We start from the raw sequence: 22,113 nt of genomic DNA on the forward strand, positions 1-22,113 counted from the left end.
ATCATGTCTGTTATTTTTAAACCTACTGCACTTGTAGGTGCTGTCGCTATTGCGATGGGGTTATCTTCTACTGCTTTTGCAGATACTTCTTCAAATTCAGAAGCAAATTCGAAACTCGATACAATCGTTGTCACAGCATCTCGTACTGAGCAAAAAATCAGTGAAGTTCCTGCTCGAATCAATATTATTGAGCCGAAGACTCTTGAACAATCACCAATTGCATCTTTACCACAACTGTTACAAACAGATGCATCAATCAATATGGTACAAACTGGTGGTTATGGACAAGCTGCATCAATTTTCTTACGTGGTACAGATTCTGACCATACTTTACTTCTAAGAGATGGTGTTCGCTTAAACTCAAATACTGCTGGCTCTGCATCTTTACCTTTTATTGATACAACAGATATTAAACAAATTGAAGTATTAAAAGGACCTGCATCAGTTTTATATGGTGCTGATGCGATTGGTGGTGTAATACAATTGATTTCCAAAACACCTGAAAAAACGGGTGCTTTTGTTACTGGTGAAATGGGTGAAAATAACACCTATAAAGCAGTAATTGGTGCTGATCTTGCTCAAGATGGTTTTTATGCTCAAGTTCGTGGACAACGCCTAGAAACTGATGGTACGCCTGTAACAGATGCAAAAAACAACAAGAAAGCAAGTTTTGATCAAAAAGGCTATAGTGCAAAAGTTGGTGTTGAGAAAGAGCACTATGCAGCCTCAGTCGATTACAGTGAAAATCAAGGTTATAGTGATTATGACAATTACGGTAATCTCGTTTCTCAAGATTTTAAAAATGAAATCATTAATGTAAAAGGTCGAGTCGATATTTTAGATAATGTCGCACTTCATGCACGACTTTCGCAATTTAAAGACAATATTGAGCAAAATAGTTCTTCAGATTATGTACATAGTACAACCAAAGAAGCTGAGCTCTATACAAAATGGCAAATGACACCTGCTCAAAACATTTTATTCGGTTCAACCTTTAAAGATATTAAAGGTGATGTTTATTCGAAAAATTTGTTTGGCGGACAAGATGTTAAATACAAAGAATCTGTAGATACTATTGGCTATTTTGCACAGCATCAATATCAACACAATGGTCTAGAAACTCAAGTTGGTATTCGTGTGGAAGACAACGATAAGTTTGGTACACACACAGTTGGTCAAGGTGCTGTCCGTTATCAAGCTTTACCACTTACGAGCATTTATGCAAATGTCGGATCAGCTTTCCGCGCACCAACAACCAACGATTTATATGCAATTTCTTGGGGAGCAAATCCTGATTTAAAACCAGAAGAAAGCTTTTCTTATGAAATCGGCGTTGATCAAAAACTTAATCATAATATTGATTTAGGCTTATCTGTATATCGCAATAAAGTAGACAACCTGATTAATTATCAGGCGGGTAAATTAGTTAACGTAAATAAAGCAACCTTTACTGGCGGTGAAGCTTCATTTAAATGGCAACAAGATGAACTCTTTTTAACTACAACTTATGCTTATGTTCAAGCAAAAGATGATGAAACTAAAAAAGATTTAACTCGCCGACCACGCCAAAGTTTAACTCTAACTACAGGTTGGGATGATGGCGTATATGGTGTTTCTGCATCTGTCGTCGCAAAATCTAATTCAAAAGATTTTGCAGATTACCCATCGACTACACCAACCACAACGCCGGGTTATGTTAGTACTAATGTCAATGCTTACTGGCAAGCAACTCCAATGATTAAACTCTTTACCAATATTGAAAACATTGGTGATGTTAATTATAAGACAGCATACAACGGTAATGGTGTTTACTACATCAACGGTGGTCGTCTTGCATCTGCTGGGGTAACTTTCCGCTACTAAAAGCGACACCCAAAAAAATATCTAAAACAGCGCAGTTTATGGATAATGTTTTGACCGACATTATCCTTTTTTATTTTTTATCTTTTCATTTTTATCTAGGACAAAATTATGGGACATCGTTTAAGTAAAATTTATACCCGTACAGGCGATTCAGGTACCACAGGATTAGGAGATGGTTCTCGCGTAGCGAAAGATGACTTACGTATTACCGCTCTTGGTGATGTAGACGAACTAAATTCTATTGTTGGTGTATTACGTTCACAAATTTCAATGAGTAACATCGTCGATAAAGCCCATTGGGATAAATCACTGAGCTTGATTCAACACTGGCTATTTGATTTGGGTGGTGAAGTCTGTATTCCTAACTACAACTTACTCCAACCTGTTAGTGTTGAATTTCTTGAAAAAGAAATCGACAAAATGAATGAAGACTTACCAATGCTCAAAGACTTTATTCTACCTTCAGGAACATTAGCATGTAGTTATGCACATCAAGCACGTGCTGTATGTCGTCGAGCAGAACGCAGCTTAATGACTGTACACAGTCGTGATCAAAATATTCAAGCAACTGCTCTACAATTAATTAACCGATTATCCGACTGGTTTTTTGTTGCTTCACGTAGCTTACAACGTGCAGAAGGTGGCAGTGAGGTGCTTTGGCAAAAGAACATCAATGACACGATTTAACGATAAACCACTGTCTAAAAGTAAATTTTTAACAGTATGATAAAGTCAAGTTATTGCTAAAAGTAAAACTTAAACGATTACTAGACAGATAAAAATGAGTATGTGAGTTCATTATGAGAATTATCGGACATCGTGGCGCGCGTGGTGAAGCACCTGAAAATACCCTAGCTGGATTTCAATATATTCACGATTTAGGTATCCGTGCAGTTGAATTCGATGTTCGACAATTAAAAGATGATGAACTCATTATCATGCATGATGATAATTTTTTAAGAACAACTGGAATAGATCAAGCACTGTATGATTTAAACAGCGCTGAATTAGAAGCCTATAACCAAGCCAATATCTGGATGGATTGGGAAAAACAAATTACCCCAACCTTAAGCCAAAGCCTAAAGATTATGCAGGACTTTGAGCATATTGAAGTTGAAGTGAAAGCTGTAGAAACATTGCAACACGCTGAAAAACTCATCATCGAATTACAAAAACAACTGCAAAGTTTTGAAAATGTTGCAGTGATTACCAGTTTTGATTTAAAAATACATCAAGCCTTACAACAGCAAAACTCAAGTTTTAAACGTGGTCTACTGATTGAAGATGACATCCAACAACGTGCGATCGAACAGGCATTACAACTGGGATGCTGCCAGATTGGATGGATGAATCAATTGGCAACAGATGAGCTCATTCAAGCAACTCAGCGTGCAGATTTGGACATCAGTGTTTGGACCGTCAATGATATTGAGCGCGCTAAGCATTTAAGAGATTTGGGGATCAATGGATTAATTACTGATTTCCCCAAAATAATGCAGCTTGCCTTAGCACAAATTCAATAACTCAACCGCCCTTAATAACACAATAAAGTAGAATTTTATTTTGAACTTTAGAGAGTCCCAAAATTAAAATTTAACTTGAGAATCAAGCGCCTAAACCCTTAAAAATCAAATTGGATAAGACAGAAAAATTCTTACACTATTTTGACATTTAAATACGACGTTTTAACCATTCATTTTTTTCGATCAAACCGCTAGAATTCATGTTTTATTCTGTTACTGTTTTATACAATACAGATGTACACTAATACTAGTGAACACATGTTCGCCCATGATAATATCTGTGAAAGTATAGCCTAGAAAAATGCTGAAGCTATGCGTTTAACTTTACCTGATTAAGGTTCTTAGGAGTGCTGTTGGAGATGAATGCTCCCCTACCCAAAGCCCCAATAAATTGGATCGGTGTTTTTGCCTTGGTGTTTTTACCCCTTGTGGCAGTAATTGCGATCCCTTTATATGCCTACCACCATGATTTTAGTGCGGCAGCTTGGATTAGTTTATTCGTTTTACTCGGTCTCAGTAGTTTAGGTATTACTGCAGGTTATCATCGCTTGTGGGCACATCGTGCATACGAAGCGACTTTACCACTTAAAATCATTTTGATGATCATGGGAACTTTTGCTGTTCAAAACAGTATTTTGTTCTGGGCTTCTGGTCACCGTACACATCACCGCCATGTGGATGATGTAGATCAAGATCCGTATTCGATTAACAATGGTTTTTGGTACGCTCATATTGGCTGGATGTTACGTAATTATCCTGCTGCTGAATCAAATTATAAAAATGCACCTGATTTGTTGAATGACAAAGTGGTTATGTTCCAAGACAAGTATTATGTTCCACTTGTGATTGCTGTACATGCTGCGATTTTAGTTCCACTGGGTTGGGCTATAGGTGACATGTGGGGCGTATTACTCTTAGGTGGTTTACTCCGCTTAATCATTAGCCATCATGTAACATTCTTTATCAACTCACTCTGCCATATGTGGGGCAAACGTCCTTATACTGACGAAAATACTGCACGTGATAACTTTGTTCTTGCTATTGCAACTTGGGGCGAGGGTTATCATAACTATCACCATATTTTCCAATATGATTATCGTAATGGGGTGAAATGGTGGCAATATGATCCAACAAAATGGTTGATTTGGTCGTGCTCTAAAATCGGTTTAGCCAAGAACCTACGTCGTATCCCAAGCTTCAATATCAAAAAAGCGGAATTGGCGATGAGATTTAAATATGCTGAACAGGATTTAGCGATTTATGGTCATAACGTCAATGCAGATATTATCGCGATGAAACAAAAAGTATCGCAAGAATATGAAGCATTCACCAATACATTAAATGATTGGGCTGCGTTAAAAGAACAAGAGCTACAAGCGAAAAAAGCATCTGTTGCTGAAAAGATCCACCAAATGGATGTCAAACTCAAAGTTGATTTCCAATTGGTCGAACAGAAACTTGCTTTCCATCGTGAACGTTTAGAAACATTGATGCGTGGAATCAAAAAGAACGTTGTTTCTTAAATTCTCAATACACATCAAAAGCAAGGCTCCGAAAGGGGCTTTTCTTTTATCCATTTTTTACAGACATTCATACTGAGAATATTGAGAGAAAATAATATGCAAATTAATAACATCCCCTTTGGCATTACCAACTGGGCAGAAGTTCCAACAACGCGCCATGAGGGTGAGCAAGGCTTTGCACTTTGGCGCACACAGCAATTTGACAATATTCGAGTGCGAATGGTCGAATATTCTGTCGATTATTTGGCTGACCACTGGTGTTTAAAAGGTCATATCCTGTTTTGCTTGGAAGGTGAGTTGCACACTGAACTTGATGATGGACGTACCTTTACCTTAAAAGCAGGGATGAGTTATCAAGTTGCAGACCAAGCTGAAGCGCATCGTTCTTCTACCGCATTTGGTGCAAAGCTATTTATTGTCGACTAAAACAGTCGACATTATCTCAACAGCTTAAAACTTTGCTATATTGAGAGGGACAAGTAAAACCATTGTGACCGATCGCTATGCAATTTGCCCCACGTTATCCATCTCTCGATTCAAAGCTCTACCATGAGCAAATGCCTAGCCCACTGAAAGGTGCAATGGCTGGGCATTTTAATGCTGCGCTTGCGGATGAATTACAATGGTCTGAAGATGAAAAAGCCCAATGGGTCGAGATTTGTAGCGGACAAAAAACCTTTGCTGAATTTCATCCCCTTGCCATGGTTTATGCAGGGCATCAATTTGGACAATGGGCAGGTCAATTGGGTGATGGGCGTGGCCTATTGATAGCGCAAATTTTAAATCGACAAGGTCAAACCATTGACCTACATTTAAAAGGTGCAGGCTCAACCCCCTACTCTCGTATGGGAGACGGACGTGCTGTATTACGCTCTGTGATTCGTGAATATCTAGCGGGTCACGCACTCAATGCACTGGGGGTTGCTTCAAGCAATTCCGTAGGCTTTACTTCTTCAACCCAAGGCGTACAACGAGAAAAACTTGAACTTGGTGCAATGATGTTACGCACTTCGGATTGCCACATCCGTTTAGGGCATTTTGAATGGATCAATCAATATCAGCCAGAGTTACTCACTGAATTTACCCAAAAATGTATTGAATGGCACTATCCACAATGTTTAAGTGCTGAACAGCAAAAGTTTGAAGACACTGTTTTAGCATTTGCAACGCAAGTGATCCAAAACACCGCTGTCATGATCGCAAAATGGCAATTGGTAGGTTTTGCACATGGGGTTATGAATACGGATAATCTCAATATTACAGGTTCTACTCTCGATTTTGGCCCTTATGGTTTTATGGAGCGTTTCCGTCCCAATTGGATCAACAATCATAGTGATTACAATGGCCGTTATACCTACCAAAACCAACCGAGTATTGCACATTGGAACTTATGGAATTGGTTAAACAATTTAATTCCACTGGCACAAGCAGAAAATAAAGAACAATTTAAGCAAGACCTCGTCGAATGTTTAGAGCATTTTGAACCGACCTTTCTAGAACATTATACCCATGGGCTATGCCAAAAACTTGGACTACCTGCCTTCCATAAAGATAGTTTTGATTGCGGTATGGCATTTTTAAGAATTCTACAAAGTGAGCAACTCGACTATACCGACAGTTTTCTTCGCTTACAGAATAAAGAATACGAAGCTATTAAAGATGATTGCCTAGATCGCTTTCAATTTGAAAACTTCTTGACGCAATATCACAGTATTCGTGAGCAGCAAGATATTGATGTACTTGATGCAGAAATGAAAAAGGCCAATCCAGTCTATATTTTAAGAAATCATATGCTACAAACAGCCATTGAACAGGCTGAACGTGATGATTTTTCTGAGGTTGATCGTCTATTTAAATTGCTTAGTCAACCGTTTACCAAACAAACGGATTTAGAAACAGCCAAAGATTTAGCGCCTTTACCGAGCGATGTTGCTGAAGTAATGGTGAGTTGTTCGTCTTGATCAAATAAATTGCCGAATCACTTTCTTTGATCTGACCCATCATAGTTACCCACAATTTCTGTGGATAAACTTGTGTTTATCCACAGTATAAATCCACAATCACAAATTAACTACAGCTTTTGTCTTTAGAATGAATAAAATTTAGGCAATACAGGGTTTTACAACATTAGTATTCTAAAATGAATAAAAAATACATCATTCCATGCTTGATTCTTTTGGCTATAGCTATAGCAAGTGTCTGGACTTATCAAAAATATAATCAATTTATTCCAACCGCAAATGCTGCCATACATGTGCAGAATTTATCTGAGCAAGAGATTCAACGTCTTCGTCAAAACACGCCAATCACCGAAGTTAAAGTTTATAAATCAGATCGTATTGTTAAACTCATGCATCATGATCAAGACATACGAACATATCCAATGCGCTTAGGCTTTGATCCTATTGGACATAAAGTTAAAGAAGGTGATGGAAAAACCCCTGAAGGTCGTTATATTCTAGATTGGCGTAATCCCAATAGTGCATTTTATAAATCGCTGCATGTGTCCTATCCAAACCAACAGGATAAATCTAAAGCCAATCAACTTGGCGTTTCTCCTGGTGGCGACATTATGATTCATGGTTCAGCAACACGCTCACAAGTGGAAAAACTCCCGAGTTTAATGACCTACTTACCTAGAAATGACTGGACATGGGGGTGTATTGCCGTTAGAAATATAGACATGGATGAAATTTGGAAGCTGGTCGATGATGGAACAGTGATTAGCATTTATTCATAAATAATATTTTAAAAAGAGACAGTGATGACTGGTGAAGAAATCCGAACTTTAGCATTTAAGATTGCGTCACATTTGCCTAAATCCGAACTTGACTATCCTTTTGGTGAGGATGTTCCTGTTTTTAAAGTGATGGGAAAAATGTTTATGTTAGGCTCTGAACTGCATGGCAAAAAACTGATTAATTTAAAAGTTGAACCTGATCATGGCGAAATGTTGAGAGATCTCTACCCCTCGATTCAGGTGGGCTACCATATGAATAAACGTCATTGGATTTCAGTCTATGAAGACGAACAGATCAGTGCTGATCTGATTCAAGACTTGGTTGAAGGCTCTTATGAGCTTGTGAGCAAGAGCCTGACCAAAGCCCAAAAGCAGGTATTGGCGGTTTATCAACACATTAAATAATTAGCGGGCTTTGGATCGCACATTTGATCAACAGACCTAAGCTCTATCTATCCACGATTCAGTCAAAATCAGAATATACCAATAAACATAAAGTTATATGTTTATTTTTCAAACATAACTTTTTACATTTATAAACATTTACCCACAATATCTGTGGATAAACCTGTGTTTATCCACAACGATGAACTTAAAATGTCGAAAACTTAATCTTCTGGATATTCAAAACGGTAGCCTACGCCATAAACAGCTTGTACCCATTCATGACGATTTCCGGTTTCCGCTGCTTCAGATATTTTACGGCGTAAGTTCTTGATATGACTATCAATAACACGGTCAGCAACATCAAAACTATCTGGGTTAATATGGTCTAAAAGTTGCGCTCTAGAATAGACTTGTCCCAAATGTTCGAGGAAAAGCTCTAAAAGGCGGAATTCAGTTGGCGTTAAATTCAACGATTTTTGTTGATACCAGATACGTTGTTGTGCTTTATCAATACGAAATAAGTCATTGGCTTCAGGTTCAGCTTTACGTTCTAAACGGCGTAATACCGCTTGTACACGTGCCACCAACTCTTTTGGGCTAAAAGGTTTGCAGACATAGTCATCTGCTCCCATATTTAAACCCAAGACACGATCGATTTCTTCAGTTCGTGCAGTCACCATGATAATCGGTAAGTCGGTTTGCTCACGTACTTTACGGCAAATGGTCAAACCATCCATACGTGGGACCATCAAATCCAACACCATTAAACTTGGCTTGCGTTGCAGGAAGCTGTCATACGCTTCTTGACCATCATGAAACATACTGACTTCAAAGCCCGCTGCTTCTAGATAATCCCGCACCAATTGCGCAAGTTCAACTTCATCCTCTACCAGCATGATATGCTTCATGTTGTACTATTCCTTTTAAACTTTAGTATGTTTTGAAAATGTCAGTTTGCAACGCAAACCGCCTAATGGCGAATGATCAAAAGTAAGCTGACCACCGAGTGTTTGTGCAATTTTACCTGATAAAGCCAAGCCCAATCCTGTACCGCCAGTACTACGTGTACGTGAATTATCCACACGATAGAAACGTTCGCCCAAGTGTGCAATCTGTTCATCACTCAGACCCAATGGGCTATCATCGACGATCACACTCCAAGAATCTGCATCTTGCTCTGTATGCACTTGGACTTCACCACCTGCCTCAGTATAGCGAATACTATTTCCAAGTAAGTTGACCATAATTTGCTTAAAGCGATCTATATCTAATTGTAATTTCGCTCCCTCACCTGTGGCTGAAATTGTTAAATCAGCCTGTTCAAATTTAGGTTTAAAATTCTCTATTTCTTGTAAAACCACCGACCAAGGATCAATTTCTGCAAAGTAGCATTTTAATTGTTGTGCTTCAGCTTGCGCCAAATCGGCTAAATCCTGTGTCAGCTTTTTCAAGCTCGTGACCTGACGTAACATCGCTTCAAAATGTTCTGGTGTAGGCTTGCGAATTCCATCCTGCATGGCTTCAATCTGTGCTTGTAATACTGCCAATGGTGTTTTTAACTCATGTGAAGTATCTGCAACCCACTGACGGCGTGATGTTTCATGCTGGTCAAGAATGACAGCCAGTTGATTTAACTCTGTCGACAAGTCTCCCAATTCATCATTACGGTTAATCACCACTTGATGCTGGTAGTTACCTTTGGTTAATTCGCGAGTTGCGTTCAATAAACGTTGAATCGGTGTTTTAAAATAAGTCGCCAATAGCAATGCTGCAACCAAGCTGGATAAGAAGGTGAAGATATAAATCAGTACTAAATAACGCTTTTGATTACTAAAGAAGTTAATACTCAGCGCATCATCCTGATCTAAAACTGGTTTTAAACCCAAGTAACCGACCACTTCATCATTGACTAAAATCGGACGATAAGACACCTGATCATCTGACGGTTCACCTAAAATAAACTGTTGTTTTGCATCATATAAAGAAAGTCGTGAACTCAGCCCCAAACGGTCAGGCAATGACACAAATATCTTTTTGCCATTCTGCGGATTTACCGTTCGCATCTGATCTCGCGTTGGTGCTTCTTTCGCTGCAGAAGCTGCTGCTTCGTGTCCTGCTGAAAGATGACTTTTATCTTTACCTATAGGCGGTTTATTTGCTTTACGATCTGAGGGTCTATATAAGTTTTGATTTGAACTAAGCGGAAATTTCAAACCTTCAAAAGGTTGATAAGCTGAGGGTAAATTTTCTTCGAGAATTTTCAGTTCTTCTTTATCCAGCTGAGACTTATGAACTGCACTGTCCGTTTGTCCCAAAGTCGCCACCATTGTATGTTCTTTAAAGTAGCGTTGCTGTAAAGCGATATCATACTGACGACGTAGCCACCAGCGTGATAATTTATCATAATCATCAGGCGCAGCATCACCTTCAATTTGCAAAATCTGTGCTTGAACCGCGTTACCCCAGTCTTGATAGACCCCATATACATCTGCCAAGTTTTCGATCAGATGATCAAGTTTCTGCATTTCAACATCTGCAACATATCTGGCAAAGTTCTTTTGCATAGTCCAATGTAAGACACCCAAGCTCACTGTTGTAATGACTAAAGTTGTCAGCAAAACAGTCAGAAATAAGCGTAATGCAATGGGAACTCGACGTATTTTCAAAACTGGTCTCACGTTTTTCTTCTCATTTCAACATTGTACCCAACAGTTGCTCAAAATTCTCTCCATTGTTTCTACATCATTATTATTTAATCTTTACTGTATCAACAGAACATCAAAATATTCATTGGAGTAGTAACAATGAAAGCAATGACAAAAATCGCACTGGTATCAGCAAGTATTTTAACTGCGGGGGCTTTAACAGCCTGCCAATCCAATCCTGGTCCTAAAGACGGTCCAGATGGCCGTCCGATGATGCATGGTGGGCATCATAAAATGTCACCAGAACAACGTGAAGAAATGAAACAGAAGCGTGCTCAACATAAAGCGTTACGCCAACAAATGCAAAAAGCCTGTGATGGCAAAGCAATTGGTCAAACGGTTCAGGTGACAGCAGGTCAGCAAAATATTAATGGTACATGTAATATCGTATTCAAGCCTGATCACAAGGCGATGAAAGAGATGAAACAAGATTTCCGTCGAGATGGAGAACAACGTGGTCATATGATGCGCCATGATGGGCCACGTATGAAAGACATGACCGAAGAACAACGTGCTCAAATTAAGCAAGAATTTGCACAAAAACGTGCAGAACGTAAAGCGCAGTGGGATGCGATTCAAAAATCATGTGCAGGCCAAACTGATGGCAAGGCAATCCAAGTAAAAATGGGTAATAAAATCATCGATGGTAAATGTGTTGTTAAATTCCAACCAGAATTTAAAGCAGGCGAAAACATGCCCATGATGCCATCAAAAGTTTAATTCATATCTCGGCTAAATATAAAAAACGACCCAAAAGGGTCGTTTTTTATTTGTCACGATCATTTATTTGAGTTTACTTGGAATTATCCGAAATCAAAGCCACTTGTTGGGCATAATTTAATAACTTAAGTTTAGAAGCCGCTAATTCTTCAGCAGTGGCTTGACGGGTGATATCCCGATGAATGCGCAATACATGCTGACGTAAAGAATGACTTTCTGCAGCATTATAAGATTTACAGAATTCTTTAATTGCAGGATCACGTTGTTCAATCATTCGATCAACCCAACGATCCAATTGCGCCAACTTTTTAATCCCTTGTTTAGGGGTTAAATAAGACAAAATGATAGCTTCATCTTCATTACGCAAAAGCTTACCAATCCGTTGAAATTGACGGCGACGTGCTTCAAAAGATGTGATCAATTGCACATCAAGCAAAGCCTCAATCAACCGATCTTCAACAGGTAAAGATTCAATTTGTTTCTTCGACAACTCTGCGAGTTGTTCACCTAAAGCAGCCATACGTTGTACAGCTTTTTTCTGTTCGGTTTTACTTGCACGCCCTTCTAAAGACTCAAAATCATCTTCAGTAAAACGTTGCGGACGACGTGCCACGATTATTCTGCCTCGTAAAATTTATCTGCGAACAGTGCTTGAACTTCAGACAAAGCTTTTTCTTCATCTGCACCATCAATCACTAGACGCAAGGTGGTTCCTTTACCCGCTCCGAGCATAAGTAAAGAAAGGATATTCTTGGCATCGACTAACTTGTCACCCTTACCAATTTGAATAGAGCATTTAAATTTAGTCGTGACTTCGATTAGTTTTCCAGATGCACGCGCATGTAATCCTAATTTATTAATTACGTCAACAGTTGTGTCAATCATGACCAGTGCTTCATTTCTCTATGTAATACCTGAATAGTCCATTTCGACTCAAGAGCCTTTTTCAACCTATCCACAATATAAACCGAACGATGTTGCCCCCCCGTACAGCCAATTGACACTGTAATATAGTGACGATGACCTTCCGAAAAAGCAGGCAACCACTTATTTAAAAACTGATAGATGTCTTGATACATCTCATTTGCTTGCTCGCTGGCTTCTAAAAATTTACGTACTGGTTCATCTAAACCCGAATATTTACGTAACTCTAAATCCCAATGTGGATTCGGCAAATGCCTTACATCAAAAACAAAATCTGCATCTAATGGAATACCATGTTTATAACCAAAAGATTGCAAAATTAAAATGAGTTTATCGGACTGTCCCAGTTTGGACAATAAGGTATCTTTTAAATCGTGTACACTTTTATCCGTTGTATCAATATGTACTGTTGCTCGCAGTTGAATTGGGAGCAACAAATTTTTTTCTTCTTGAATACATTCGTTCAAACTTTGGAAGCGATTTGACAAAGGATGTGGACGTCGCGATGCGCTAAAACGTGAAATCAACTCCTGATCACGCGTCGTTAAATAAATAACGTCTACGCTGCCATGTTTCTGTAACTGTTGAAAAACCTGATCAAAACCTTGTAAATCTTCTTTGGCGCTTCGAACATCGACACCGAGTGCCAATAATTCTAAATTGTTTTCTCTATCCAGCTTTTCAACGATTTCAGGAAGCAATGCCAAAGGCAAATTATCGATACAGTAATAACCCAAATCTTCAAGCACCTGCAAAGCAGATGATTTACCTGAACCAGACTGTCCTGTTACGATAAGTATGCGCTTCATGGCATGGCGATCCTAAAAGCAAAGTTTATGTAAAATGTTTTACTTGTAAATTGTCAATCAGACGAGTCTTGCCTAATTTCGCTGCAACAAACAATACAACATCTTGGTCGAATTGTTCAACTTTTTGCAACGCTGGGCTACGTGCTTCGACATAATCCACAAGCAACCCTGCATCATTTAAACTTTCACGAATTTGCGCCAAAACATCTACAAGTGTTTTACCTGCATGTAAATCTTGTTCAGCAGTCGTTAAGCTCTTAAAAATAACAGGGGCTGTTTGACGATCTTGTTCAGATAAGTAACCATTACGAGAACTTAAGGCCAAACCATCTTCAGCACGTGCAATTGGCACACCAATCACTTCAATTGGCATATTCAAATCACGAACAACCTGCTTAATCACAGCCAATTGTTGATAATCTTTCTGTCCAAAAAATGCAAAGTTCGGCTGTACAATATTAAACAATTTGGTGACAACAACAGCAACACCATCAAAATGACCTGGACGTTGTAATCCGCACAAGTCATTGGTAATTTCGCCCACACTAATATTGGTTAAGCGTGGGAATTTACCATACATTTGTTCCACAGAAGGTGCAAAAACAATGTCGCAACCCACTTCAGCAAGCAAATTACTGTCTTGCTCAAGTGTACGAGGATAATTATCAAAATCTTCATTCGGTCCAAATTGGATTGGATTCACGAAAATACTGACCACCACCACATCACATAATTTACGCGCTTCACGAACCAGGTTTAAGTGGCCTTGATGTAGATTTCCCATCGTCGGTACAAAACCAATGATTTTACGTGCCGATCGAGCAGGTTGAAGTGATGCTGTTAATCCTTGAATGGTCGTTTCTGTTTTCATGTTTACAGCTCTACTTGGAAAGTATGTTCTTTGGCAGGGAATGATTGCTCTTGTACAGCAACATGATATGCCTTAAATGCATCCACGATTGCAGTTTCCCCTGCTTGTTCTTTCATAAAATTACGTACAAAACGTGCCACTTTACCAAACGTCAAACCAAGCATATCTTGCACCACAAGTACTTGACCATCGGTATCTGCACCAGCACCAATGCCAATCACAGGAACGTGTGGGAACAATTCGGTAATTTCTTTACCCATCTGTGCCGGAACACATTCAAGCAATAACACAGCGGCACCTGCATCAACTACAGCTTTACAGTCCGCAATCAGTTGATCTGCTGATTCACGCGTTTTCGCTTGTAATTTATAACCACCAAAAACATGCACCGATTGTGGTGTTAAACCCAAATGTACACAAACAGGAATACCATTTCGTGTCAAAACTTCTACAGTTTCAGCCAGCCACTCACCGCCCTCAATTTTCACCATTTGAGCGCCCGCTTGCATCACGGTTTTTGAATTGAGCAACGCATCATTGAGCGTGGCATAACTCATAAAGGGTAAATCACACAGGACAAACGCATGTTGATTTGCACGACGTACAGCCGCAGTATGATAAGCCATATCTGCAACAGTCACAGGCAAGGTAGAATCATGCCCTTGGATTGTCATCCCTAAAGAGTCACCAATCAAAATGGTGTCAATCTCAGCAACTTCCATACCTTTTGCCATACTTGCATCATAGCAAGTTAAGCATGAAAATTTACGTCCCTGAGTTTTGAATTGTCTTAAATCACTTAGGCTAATCATGACGATATTCCTCTATCAATGAGAGTTCCTCTGCCCATTCAATCCTTTAATCAGCCCATGACTGATCTGCTAAAACACGAAGGGTTGAATGTTGCACGAAATCTAACTTTTGCAATGATTGTCCATTGACTTGGAGCTCAGGATCGAGATCCAACAATGGAATCACCACAAAATCACGCTCTAAAATACCGATATGCGGTACTGTGAGCCGCTCATTTATAATGTTTTTTTCAGCATAAAGCAAAAGATCTAGATCTAAAGTACGCTCACCCCAGCGGCGTAACCGTACTCGACCTGATTCATTTTCAATACGTTGCAGCTCATCCAGCAAGGCCAAAGGCGCTAAATCGGTGTGTAATTCTGCAACTGCATTGTGATAATTTGGCTGATCTTGAGGCCCCATCGGCGGGCTTTGATACAGCTTTGAAACGATAACAACACCTAAGTTTCTGAGTTTTTCTACAGCTTCCCGTAGAATTTGCTCAGAATCACCTAAATTACTGCCTAAACCAATATAGGTTTTAATCATGATTGGGTCGGTCCAAAAATCACACTGCTTAAATCACGTTGCACGCGTCTACGCTTGGTAATTGGATGATCCGCTGTGATCTCGCCTTTGTTTACTGCTGTTCGAGCATCATTTCTACTTCTAAAATCTTGAGATGATGTTGAATTTGGCTTAGTCCGCGAACGACGGCTACGAGATTCTTGTTCTTTCACCAATGGTTCAATTTGCGTGGAAGCTGCTGCTTTTACATCTTCAACAGGGGCAACTTCAGCAAGTTTCTTACGACTCTTGGCACGCTGACGATTATAGCTGCCAATTGCACGCTCTTTCTCATCAGTCGACATGTCTTGGTAAGCTTCCCACCATGCACCCATACCATTGGTAGAAGCATCACCTGACTTCTCTCTCAACAGCAAGAAGTCAAATCCTGCACGGAAACGTGCATGACCCGAAAGCGCTTCAATCTGTTGTGGTTTCGGGTTGAGCAAACGGCTTTGCATTTCCCAAACTTCACGAATAAAGGTTTCGGCAAAACGAGGAATAATGGTTCGTGTCGCTTGGCGTTTTAACACATCCAAACCTGCTTGAGCACGTGCTTCTGCAGCAACCACACCTTTAGCATGGTAGAAATCACAACGCGCTAAGAAATTATTCCAGAGCAATACCGCATAGAAAAATGCAGGATTAATGGTTTTACCCATTTGAATCCGTTGATCGGTATTTTTCGCTGCACGCTCTATAAATTGGGTAATCTCAGGGCTAATATCAGCAAATAATTGCTTCCAAATACCAAATTCAATCAACATCGGCATCACACGATGCAAATGCCCCATGGTGAATAATTTTTGCGACTCATCATATAAACGATGCGGAGAAACATCACGCAGCAATTGCGTCATTTCTTGGGTAAAAACGTCTAATATTTTAGGATCTATACTAAAATTTAACTTCGCAGCAAAACGTAATGTACGCAACATCCGTACTGGATCTTCTTCAAAACGAAGTGCTGGATCACCCAATAGTCTTAAAGTTTTAGTTTTTATATCATCAATAGCATGACAAAAATCGAGTACTTCCCCTTTTCGAGGTTGGTAATACATGGCATTGATGGAAAAATCACGTCGAGCAAAATCTTGCTCTATTGTTCCCCAATTGTTGTCACGTAAAATCATCCCTTGTGCAGAGGTAATGGCTTTTTTCGGTGGGGCACGGAATGTCGCCACCTCAATCAATTCACGACCTGAGTACACATGTGCCAATTCAAAACGTCGCCCAATAATTCGGCAACGACGACCAAATACCTCTTTCACCTGTGAAGGTGTTGCATTGGTCACAGCATCGTAGTCTTTCGGATTTAAGCCAAGCATTAAATCACGTACACCACCACCGACTATATAAGCTTCATAGCCAGCTTTAGTTAAAGAATCAATAACATCTAAAATGGAGGAAGGTAATTGAGCGGTGGATAACCCACACTTTGACGCACGCAAAGTTTGCAAAAGACACTGTCTCCTACGTCAGGACGTAAAAATCATAATTGTGCTAATGATATCGCTTACACAGCTAAAGGGCAATTTGATTCTCGCAAACTTCACTTGAATTTATGGACTATTGATAATTCGTCGATCTACAGGCTGTTAAACCCATCATAAACTCAGCCGTGCTCTATTCTGCTCGAAAAGTTTCTCGCCAATCCCTTTGACCTTTTTTAAGTCATCGATACTTTTAAATCCGCCATTCTGATTACGATAAGCAATAATCGCCTGTGCTTTCTTTGCCCCCACACCCGTGAGCTGTTGTAATTGTTCAGCATTTGCAGAATTTAAACTGACTTTTAAAGCAGAGCTGCTTGAAGACTGAGCAGATGATGATGGACCTTTGTGATTGCTATTCGATGGCGATTTTTGGCTATTCGGTCGTGAAAGATAGTATTGATCGTCGACTTTTTTTAATTGTGCATCATGGGCCTGTTGTTGTGCTTTCCAGTTGAGATAAGCTTGATCAAACTGTTGTGCATACAAGCTCAAGGAGCAACTCAAAAGCACCAATAAAAAAGACGATTTAATTAGTTTTACTACACGATTAAAATAAAAATGCTGATTACTCATTGCTAACCTGTGATTTTAATTGTTGCTTTGCCTGATCCCAAAGAAGATCCATTTCTTGTAAAGACACATCTTCTAATCTTTTATTTTTAAAATTGATTTGATCTTCAATATAAGCAAAGCGAGATTTAAATTTATAAATGGTTCCTAACAGCGCCATCTCACTTGAAATGCCTAGTTTACGCCCTACATTGATTAAAGAAAATAAACAATCACCAAATTCATCCATAATTTCATCAGGTTTTTCCGATTGCAGCGCCTCTTCAAACTCTGCCAGTTCTTCTTTGACTTTATCGTAGGCCTGCGCCACATCAGGAAAATCAAAGCCTACTTTTGCGACATTTTTTTGAATGTTTTCTGCCTGAGATAAAGCAGGACCATGTTTTATCGCATCTAATCGAGATTGAGTTTTGCCCTGTTTTTCTTGTTGTTTAATTTCCTGCCACAACACCGACACTTGTTCAGGCGTTAAATTATCAAATTGTTGTTTTTGGAAAACATGTGGATGGCGTCGGATCAATTTTTGACAAAGTACATCGACAACATCGTTAAAATCAAAAGCCCCCTGCTCACTGTACATCTGTGATTGAAAAACCACTTGTAGCAATAAATCACCTAATTCATTTTTAATTTCATCTATATCACCAGAACGTACTGCTTCTTCTACCTCATACGCTTCTTCAATCGCATAGCGCGTTAAACTTTCAGGCGTCTGTTCACGATCCCAAGGGCATTCTGCACGTAATTGTTTCATGATGGCGAATAACTGTTGCATTTTATGTCCTTTAAGATCAATAACAAATGACTGCACAACACTTGTTGTTATGCATATTTTATGTTCAACTCTTTGCAATCAAAATAAACTAAAAAGGATGCTGCAATGAGTCAAAGCATATTCATTAGTGGTGCTGCGCAAGGGATTGGGGCTGCGATTGCACGTCTATTCTACCAACAAGGTTATCAAGTTGGTATTTATGATATCAATGAAGCGCAGGCTCAAATTTTAGCAGATCAATTGGGTGACAATGCCAAAGCGGGCAAATTAGATGTGAGCGATTATGCACAATGGCAAACCGCGCTTAAAGAATTTTCTCAATGGGCAAATGGCCTCAACATTTTAGTCAATAATGCTGGGATTCTTTATTCTGGAGATTTTGAAAAAACCGAGATTAGTGACCATCACCGCACAATCAATATCAATGTCAATGGCGTTTTAAATGGCTGTCATGCCGCACTTCCTTATCTGAAAGAAGCAAAATTTGCGCGTATCATCAATCTTTCCTCAGCATCAGCCATTTATGGACAAGCAGACTTAGTCTCTTATTCTGCCAGTAAATTTGCCGTACGCGGTATTACAGAAGGGCTAGATATCGAATGGCAAAAATACGGCATTCGTGTACTGGATGTGATGCCGCTTTTTGTCCAAACAGCGATGGTGACAGACATGGATGCAGGCGCGATTCAAAACATTGGGGTCAGTCTCACACCCCAAGATGTTGCGGAGCAAGTGTTTGCCTTAGTCAAAGCCAAAGGAAGTATCTTAACGGCTACGCATACGCCTGTGGGATTGAAAACCAAAATTATGTTCCAACTCTCTGCAATCAGCCCCCAGTTTGTCAATCGTTTAGCCAATTTACTGCTCACCAAAAAGTAATTTTTGCTCGTCTATAGGTCATAAAAAATTATGGCTTATAGGCTTAAGTCATTTATATTGATATAAAAATATTTTAGATTTTGATTGTAATGCCGCCTTATGGAAGCGCCTATTTCGCTTCCTGACAGCTTTGTAATTTTTGTTTTTGTTATTTTAATTTATAGTTTTGTTTCCAATGTGCAAATGGAATAAACAATGAAAAAAACACTCCTAACAATAACCATACTTGCATCAAGTACAATCCTAACTGCTGCCCCACTGAGCACTACTGAACTAAAAAGTATGGATTGTGCCGCGCTTGCTGTTGAAAAAGCCAATGCAAGCCGCGTGCTCTCCACTTCTGAAACTAAGGCAACAGGCAAAACCATTAGTAAATGGGCGGGTCTTGCAAGTAGTGCTTTAAATGCTTTTGGTGGGGGCTCTGATACAGCATCCAAAGCTGGAGGCTTTGCCAATAAGGTCTCGACTGAGTCAGATCCTGGTCAAGTCGATACTCAACTTATGACTGATGCTCAAGCCAACATAGAAAATATCGCCATTTACCAAAACTCAAAAAAATGTAGCGTGTAATTTTTATAGGGTGATTTCAAATCAAAAAAACCTGCATTGTGCAGGTTTTTTTGAAATAAATGAGGTCAGAACAGCGAACTAATTGCCTTGAACCAAGCGTCGAGCACTGATAATGCCGGGCTGTTGTTCCAATCTCGCCAAGAGGCGAGACAATTGTGCCAAGCCTTTCACTTCAATCAACAATTTCATATTGGCAATACCATCTGCTTCAGAAATCGTATTCACCTGACGGATATTGATCTGATCTGAAAAAATCACTTGGGTCAAATCTTTTAACAAACCACGGCGATCATACGCTTCCACCACAATTTGCACACTTTGCCCACGTGTCGGTTGCATCTCCCAATCCGCTTCAACCGCACGATCAGGTTCTAACTTGATCATGCGCATATAATCTGGGCATGCAACCTTGTGAATACTGACACCACGATTCAATGTGATATACCCAGCAATCGATTCACCATGAACAGGCTGACAACATTGTGCAATATGTAATTCAACATTGTCCAAACCATCAATTAAAATTCCATGCGCCGACAAGGTATGACTTGCGCGTGGATTTAATGTTGGTTTTAACACCAGCTCTGGTTCATCCTGATCTAAGTGCATGTGGCGATTGACTTGATTGATCAAGGCATGCAGGCTAATTTCCCCACTCACCAATGACACCAAGATGTCATCCCCAGTTTTCACATTGAAATGATTACAATAATCACTTAAATCAATACTTTTCGGGTGAATCGCTAAACGTGAAAGTTCTTTATTGAGTAGCTCACGCCCAACTTCCAGATTTTTACTGCGATCCTGTTGTCTAAACCAGTGGCGCAACTTGTCACGCGCACGTGCTGTTTTAATATAACCCAAAGAGTTAACCAACCAATCACGATTGGGTTCACGATCTTTCTTGGTTAAAATCTCAACCTGTTCGCCTGTTTTTAAGGTATAGGTTAACGGCACATAGCGTTGGTTGACCCGTGATGCATAGCACTTATTGCCGACCTCAGTATGCACATGATAAGCAAAATCAAGCACCGTCGATCCGCGTGGTAGTTCTTTAATATCCCCATCACGACTAAACACATAGATTTTTTCAAACCCTTCAAAGTCTTGAATTTGTTCAAAATCTTCTGTTTCATCTTCATTGGGATGTGCACTGGTTTCGGTACGTTCTTGATAATGTTCAAGCACTGCACGTAAAGAATGCAAACGATGATTAAATGAATAGTCGGTGGTTTTCGAGCCTTCTTTATAATTGAAGTGTGAACACACGCCCAACTCGGCTTCTTCATGCATTTCTTTGGTTCGGATCTGGATTTCCAAAGATTTATTTTCTGCAATCACCGCAGTATGCAAAGAGCGATAACCATTGGCTTTGGGGTTGGTAATATAGTCATCGAACTGATGAGGAATATGACGCCAAATTTGATGCACAATACCTAAAGCGTGATAACACTCTGCGACAGATTTAACCAAAACCCGTAACGCGCGAATATCATAAAGCTGATCAAAACTCAGATTTTTACTCTTCATTTTGCGGTAGATCGAATAAATATGTTTGACCCGACCTGATATTTCGGCCTCAATATCATGCCCAGCCAGCTCATTCTTGAGTTTATCTACCACAAACTGAATATATTGTTCACGCTCTAGACGCTTTTCATTGAGTAAAGAAGCAATCTCTTTATAACGTTCTGGTGCCAAATAACGGAAAGCAAGATCTTCGAGCTCCCATTTTAATTGGGCAATGCCTAAACGATGCGCCAAAGGTGAATAGATGGTGAGAATTTCTCGTGCAACACGCTCTTGACGTTCTTTTGAAGAATGCGCCAATTCACGTAAAGCAAAGGTCCGTTCAGCCAGTTTAATCAAGACCACTCGGACATCTTCTGTCACAGAAATCAACATCTTGTAGATGCCCGTCAGATGTTCACGCTGATTATTATTAAAGTGATCTTCTAAACGTTTATTCTTTTCAATCAGTTCAGAAAGTTTACCCATCGCCAAAGTGCCTTTGACAAGGTTGTAAACCTGCTCACCGCATTGCTGCTGTATTTCCTCTAAGGTGGTGAGATCCTCACGCACACTACGATAAAGCACAGCTGCTGCCAGCGTATCTTCATCGACATGTAAATGCGCGAGAATATCGGCCATCCCAATGCCTGTTGCAAAGGTATTGGTTCTGGAATTTACTGTGGTCGCCAATTCTTTTTGTAATACTAATTGCGCGACTTCTTCTAACTGCTTAAGTTCAGCACCGTCTAAAATTCCACGCACTCGATCTAGCCAAGTTGCTAGAGCCTGTTGCGCTTCATCGGCATGTTCTACAGTCGCTTCCTCTGATAGCTCATTGAGCTGATCAGGAAGTTGCTCACGTACTGTGACCATACCCTACTCCTCTA

23 protein-coding genes are annotated in these 22,113 nt (G+C 39.7%); 11 read left to right on the top strand and 12 right to left on the bottom strand.

What is annotated here, in order from left to right; genetic code table 11:
- The first annotated feature begins 3 nt into the window (after positions 1-3).
- From AC07U8_RS18190 to AC07U8_RS18225, 8 genes are all read left to right on the top strand, one after another.
- Entirely contained in the window at positions 4-1,863 is a 1,860-nt protein-coding gene (locus AC07U8_RS18190) for a TonB-dependent receptor plug domain-containing protein (RefSeq protein ID WP_494738367.1), read from the top strand.
- Positions 1,864-1,971: 108 nt separating this feature from the next.
- A complete protein-coding gene (locus AC07U8_RS18195; RefSeq protein ID WP_151802150.1) occupies positions 1,972-2,550 on the top strand; it encodes a cob(I)yrinic acid a,c-diamide adenosyltransferase in 579 nt (192 codons plus the stop codon).
- 113 nt (positions 2,551-2,663) lie between these two features.
- On the top strand, positions 2,664-3,386 hold the full coding sequence (locus AC07U8_RS18200; protein ID WP_034612399.1) for a glycerophosphodiester phosphodiesterase: 723 nt from the start codon (positions 2,664-2,666) through the stop codon (positions 3,384-3,386).
- A gap of 359 nt (positions 3,387-3,745) precedes the next feature.
- Positions 3,746-4,909, top strand: coding sequence for an acyl-CoA desaturase (locus AC07U8_RS18205; protein WP_270385760.1), 1,164 nt, complete (start codon positions 3,746-3,748; stop codon positions 4,907-4,909).
- A gap of 96 nt (positions 4,910-5,005) precedes the next feature.
- On the top strand, positions 5,006-5,335 hold the full coding sequence (locus AC07U8_RS18210; RefSeq protein WP_004725953.1) for a DHCW motif cupin fold protein: 330 nt from the start codon (positions 5,006-5,008) through the stop codon (positions 5,333-5,335).
- A gap of 77 nt (positions 5,336-5,412) precedes the next feature.
- On the top strand, positions 5,413-6,870 hold the full coding sequence (locus AC07U8_RS18215; protein ID WP_494738368.1) for a protein adenylyltransferase SelO: 1,458 nt from the start codon (positions 5,413-5,415) through the stop codon (positions 6,868-6,870).
- Between the two features lie 179 nt (positions 6,871-7,049).
- Positions 7,050-7,649 (top strand): L,D-transpeptidase family protein, encoded by a 600-nt coding sequence (locus AC07U8_RS18220; RefSeq protein ID WP_270385765.1) that lies wholly within the window; start codon positions 7,050-7,052, stop codon positions 7,647-7,649.
- A 24-nt stretch (positions 7,650-7,673) separates the two neighbouring features.
- Positions 7,674-8,054: an MmcQ/YjbR family DNA-binding protein gene (locus AC07U8_RS18225; RefSeq protein ID WP_270385767.1), complete on the top strand. Its 381-nt coding sequence runs from the start codon at positions 7,674-7,676 to the stop codon at positions 8,052-8,054.
- 203 nt (positions 8,055-8,257) lie between these two features.
- Here the strand turns inward: AC07U8_RS18225 and AC07U8_RS18230 are convergent, their stop codons facing one another.
- Both AC07U8_RS18230 and baeS read right to left on the bottom strand, forming a co-directional pair.
- Positions 8,258-8,944 (bottom strand): response regulator, encoded by a 687-nt coding sequence (locus AC07U8_RS18230; RefSeq protein ID WP_004725942.1) that lies wholly within the window; start codon positions 8,942-8,944, stop codon positions 8,258-8,260.
- A gap of 15 nt (positions 8,945-8,959) precedes the next feature.
- The gene (gene baeS, locus AC07U8_RS18235; protein WP_270385770.1) at positions 8,960-10,702 is read right to left on the bottom strand and encodes a sensor histidine kinase efflux regulator BaeS; all 1,743 of its coding nucleotides are present in this window, start codon (positions 10,700-10,702) and stop codon (positions 8,960-8,962) included.
- A gap of 138 nt (positions 10,703-10,840) precedes the next feature.
- On the opposite strand from baeS, the gene AC07U8_RS18240 reads away from it, so the two are divergent.
- Positions 10,841-11,461 (top strand): hypothetical protein, encoded by a 621-nt coding sequence (locus AC07U8_RS18240; RefSeq protein ID WP_270385772.1) that lies wholly within the window; start codon positions 10,841-10,843, stop codon positions 11,459-11,461.
- A 73-nt stretch (positions 11,462-11,534) separates the two neighbouring features.
- On the opposite strand, the gene yjgA is transcribed toward AC07U8_RS18240, so the two are convergent.
- The 9 genes from yjgA to mazG all read right to left on the bottom strand — a co-directional run bounded on the left by yjgA (position 11,535) and on the right by mazG (position 18,265).
- Entirely contained in the window at positions 11,535-12,074 is a 540-nt protein-coding gene (gene yjgA, locus AC07U8_RS18245) for a ribosome biogenesis factor YjgA (RefSeq protein ID WP_004725935.1), read from the bottom strand.
- 2 nt (positions 12,075-12,076) lie between these two features.
- Complete coding sequence (locus tag AC07U8_RS18250; protein WP_004725933.1) at positions 12,077-12,346, bottom strand: HPr family phosphocarrier protein; 270 nt, start codon at positions 12,344-12,346, stop codon at positions 12,077-12,079.
- On the bottom strand, positions 12,343-13,194 hold the full coding sequence (rapZ, locus tag AC07U8_RS18255; RefSeq protein ID WP_004725931.1) for an RNase adapter RapZ: 852 nt from the start codon (positions 13,192-13,194) through the stop codon (positions 12,343-12,345). The genes AC07U8_RS18250 and rapZ overlap by 4 nt, the downstream gene beginning before the upstream one ends.
- A gap of 25 nt (positions 13,195-13,219) precedes the next feature.
- Positions 13,220-14,065 (bottom strand): pantoate--beta-alanine ligase, encoded by an 846-nt coding sequence (panC, locus tag AC07U8_RS18260; protein ID WP_270385776.1) that lies wholly within the window; start codon positions 14,063-14,065, stop codon positions 13,220-13,222.
- Positions 14,066-14,067: 2 nt separating this feature from the next.
- Positions 14,068-14,877, bottom strand: a complete 810-nt coding sequence (gene panB / locus AC07U8_RS18265) for a 3-methyl-2-oxobutanoate hydroxymethyltransferase (RefSeq protein WP_270385778.1) — start codon at positions 14,875-14,877, stop codon at positions 14,068-14,070.
- A 46-nt stretch (positions 14,878-14,923) separates the two neighbouring features.
- On the bottom strand, positions 14,924-15,409 hold the full coding sequence (gene folK, locus AC07U8_RS18270) for a 2-amino-4-hydroxy-6-hydroxymethyldihydropteridine diphosphokinase (protein WP_096735161.1): 486 nt from the start codon (positions 15,407-15,409) through the stop codon (positions 14,924-14,926).
- Entirely contained in the window at positions 15,403-16,884 is a 1,482-nt protein-coding gene (gene pcnB, locus AC07U8_RS18275) for a polynucleotide adenylyltransferase PcnB (RefSeq protein WP_034612381.1), read from the bottom strand. The genes folK and pcnB overlap by 7 nt, the downstream gene beginning before the upstream one ends.
- Positions 16,885-17,031: 147 nt before the next feature.
- Positions 17,032-17,493, bottom strand: a complete 462-nt coding sequence (locus AC07U8_RS18280) for a ComEA family DNA-binding protein (RefSeq protein ID WP_270385781.1) — start codon at positions 17,491-17,493, stop codon at positions 17,032-17,034.
- A complete protein-coding gene (gene mazG, locus AC07U8_RS18285) occupies positions 17,486-18,265 on the bottom strand; it encodes a nucleoside triphosphate pyrophosphohydrolase (RefSeq protein WP_270385783.1) in 780 nt (259 codons plus the stop codon). Before mazG ends, AC07U8_RS18280 begins: the two co-directional genes overlap by 8 nt.
- Before the next feature lie 105 nt (positions 18,266-18,370).
- Between mazG and AC07U8_RS18290 the strand changes: the two genes are divergently transcribed.
- Positions 18,371-19,144 (top strand): SDR family oxidoreductase, encoded by a 774-nt coding sequence (locus AC07U8_RS18290; protein ID WP_004817012.1) that lies wholly within the window; start codon positions 18,371-18,373, stop codon positions 19,142-19,144.
- 195 nt (positions 19,145-19,339) lie between these two features.
- Complete coding sequence (locus tag AC07U8_RS18295; protein ID WP_004817008.1) at positions 19,340-19,714, top strand: hypothetical protein; 375 nt, start codon at positions 19,340-19,342, stop codon at positions 19,712-19,714.
- 78 nt (positions 19,715-19,792) lie between these two features.
- On the opposite strand, the gene AC07U8_RS18300 is transcribed toward AC07U8_RS18295, so the two are convergent.
- The gene (locus AC07U8_RS18300; RefSeq protein ID WP_004725915.1) at positions 19,793-22,099 is read right to left on the bottom strand and encodes a RelA/SpoT family protein; all 2,307 of its coding nucleotides are present in this window, start codon (positions 22,097-22,099) and stop codon (positions 19,793-19,795) included.
- Positions 22,100-22,113: the final 14 nt, after the last annotated feature.

The sequence above is a fragment of the Acinetobacter sp. GW821-FHT01E09 genome, from assembly GCF_059422385.1.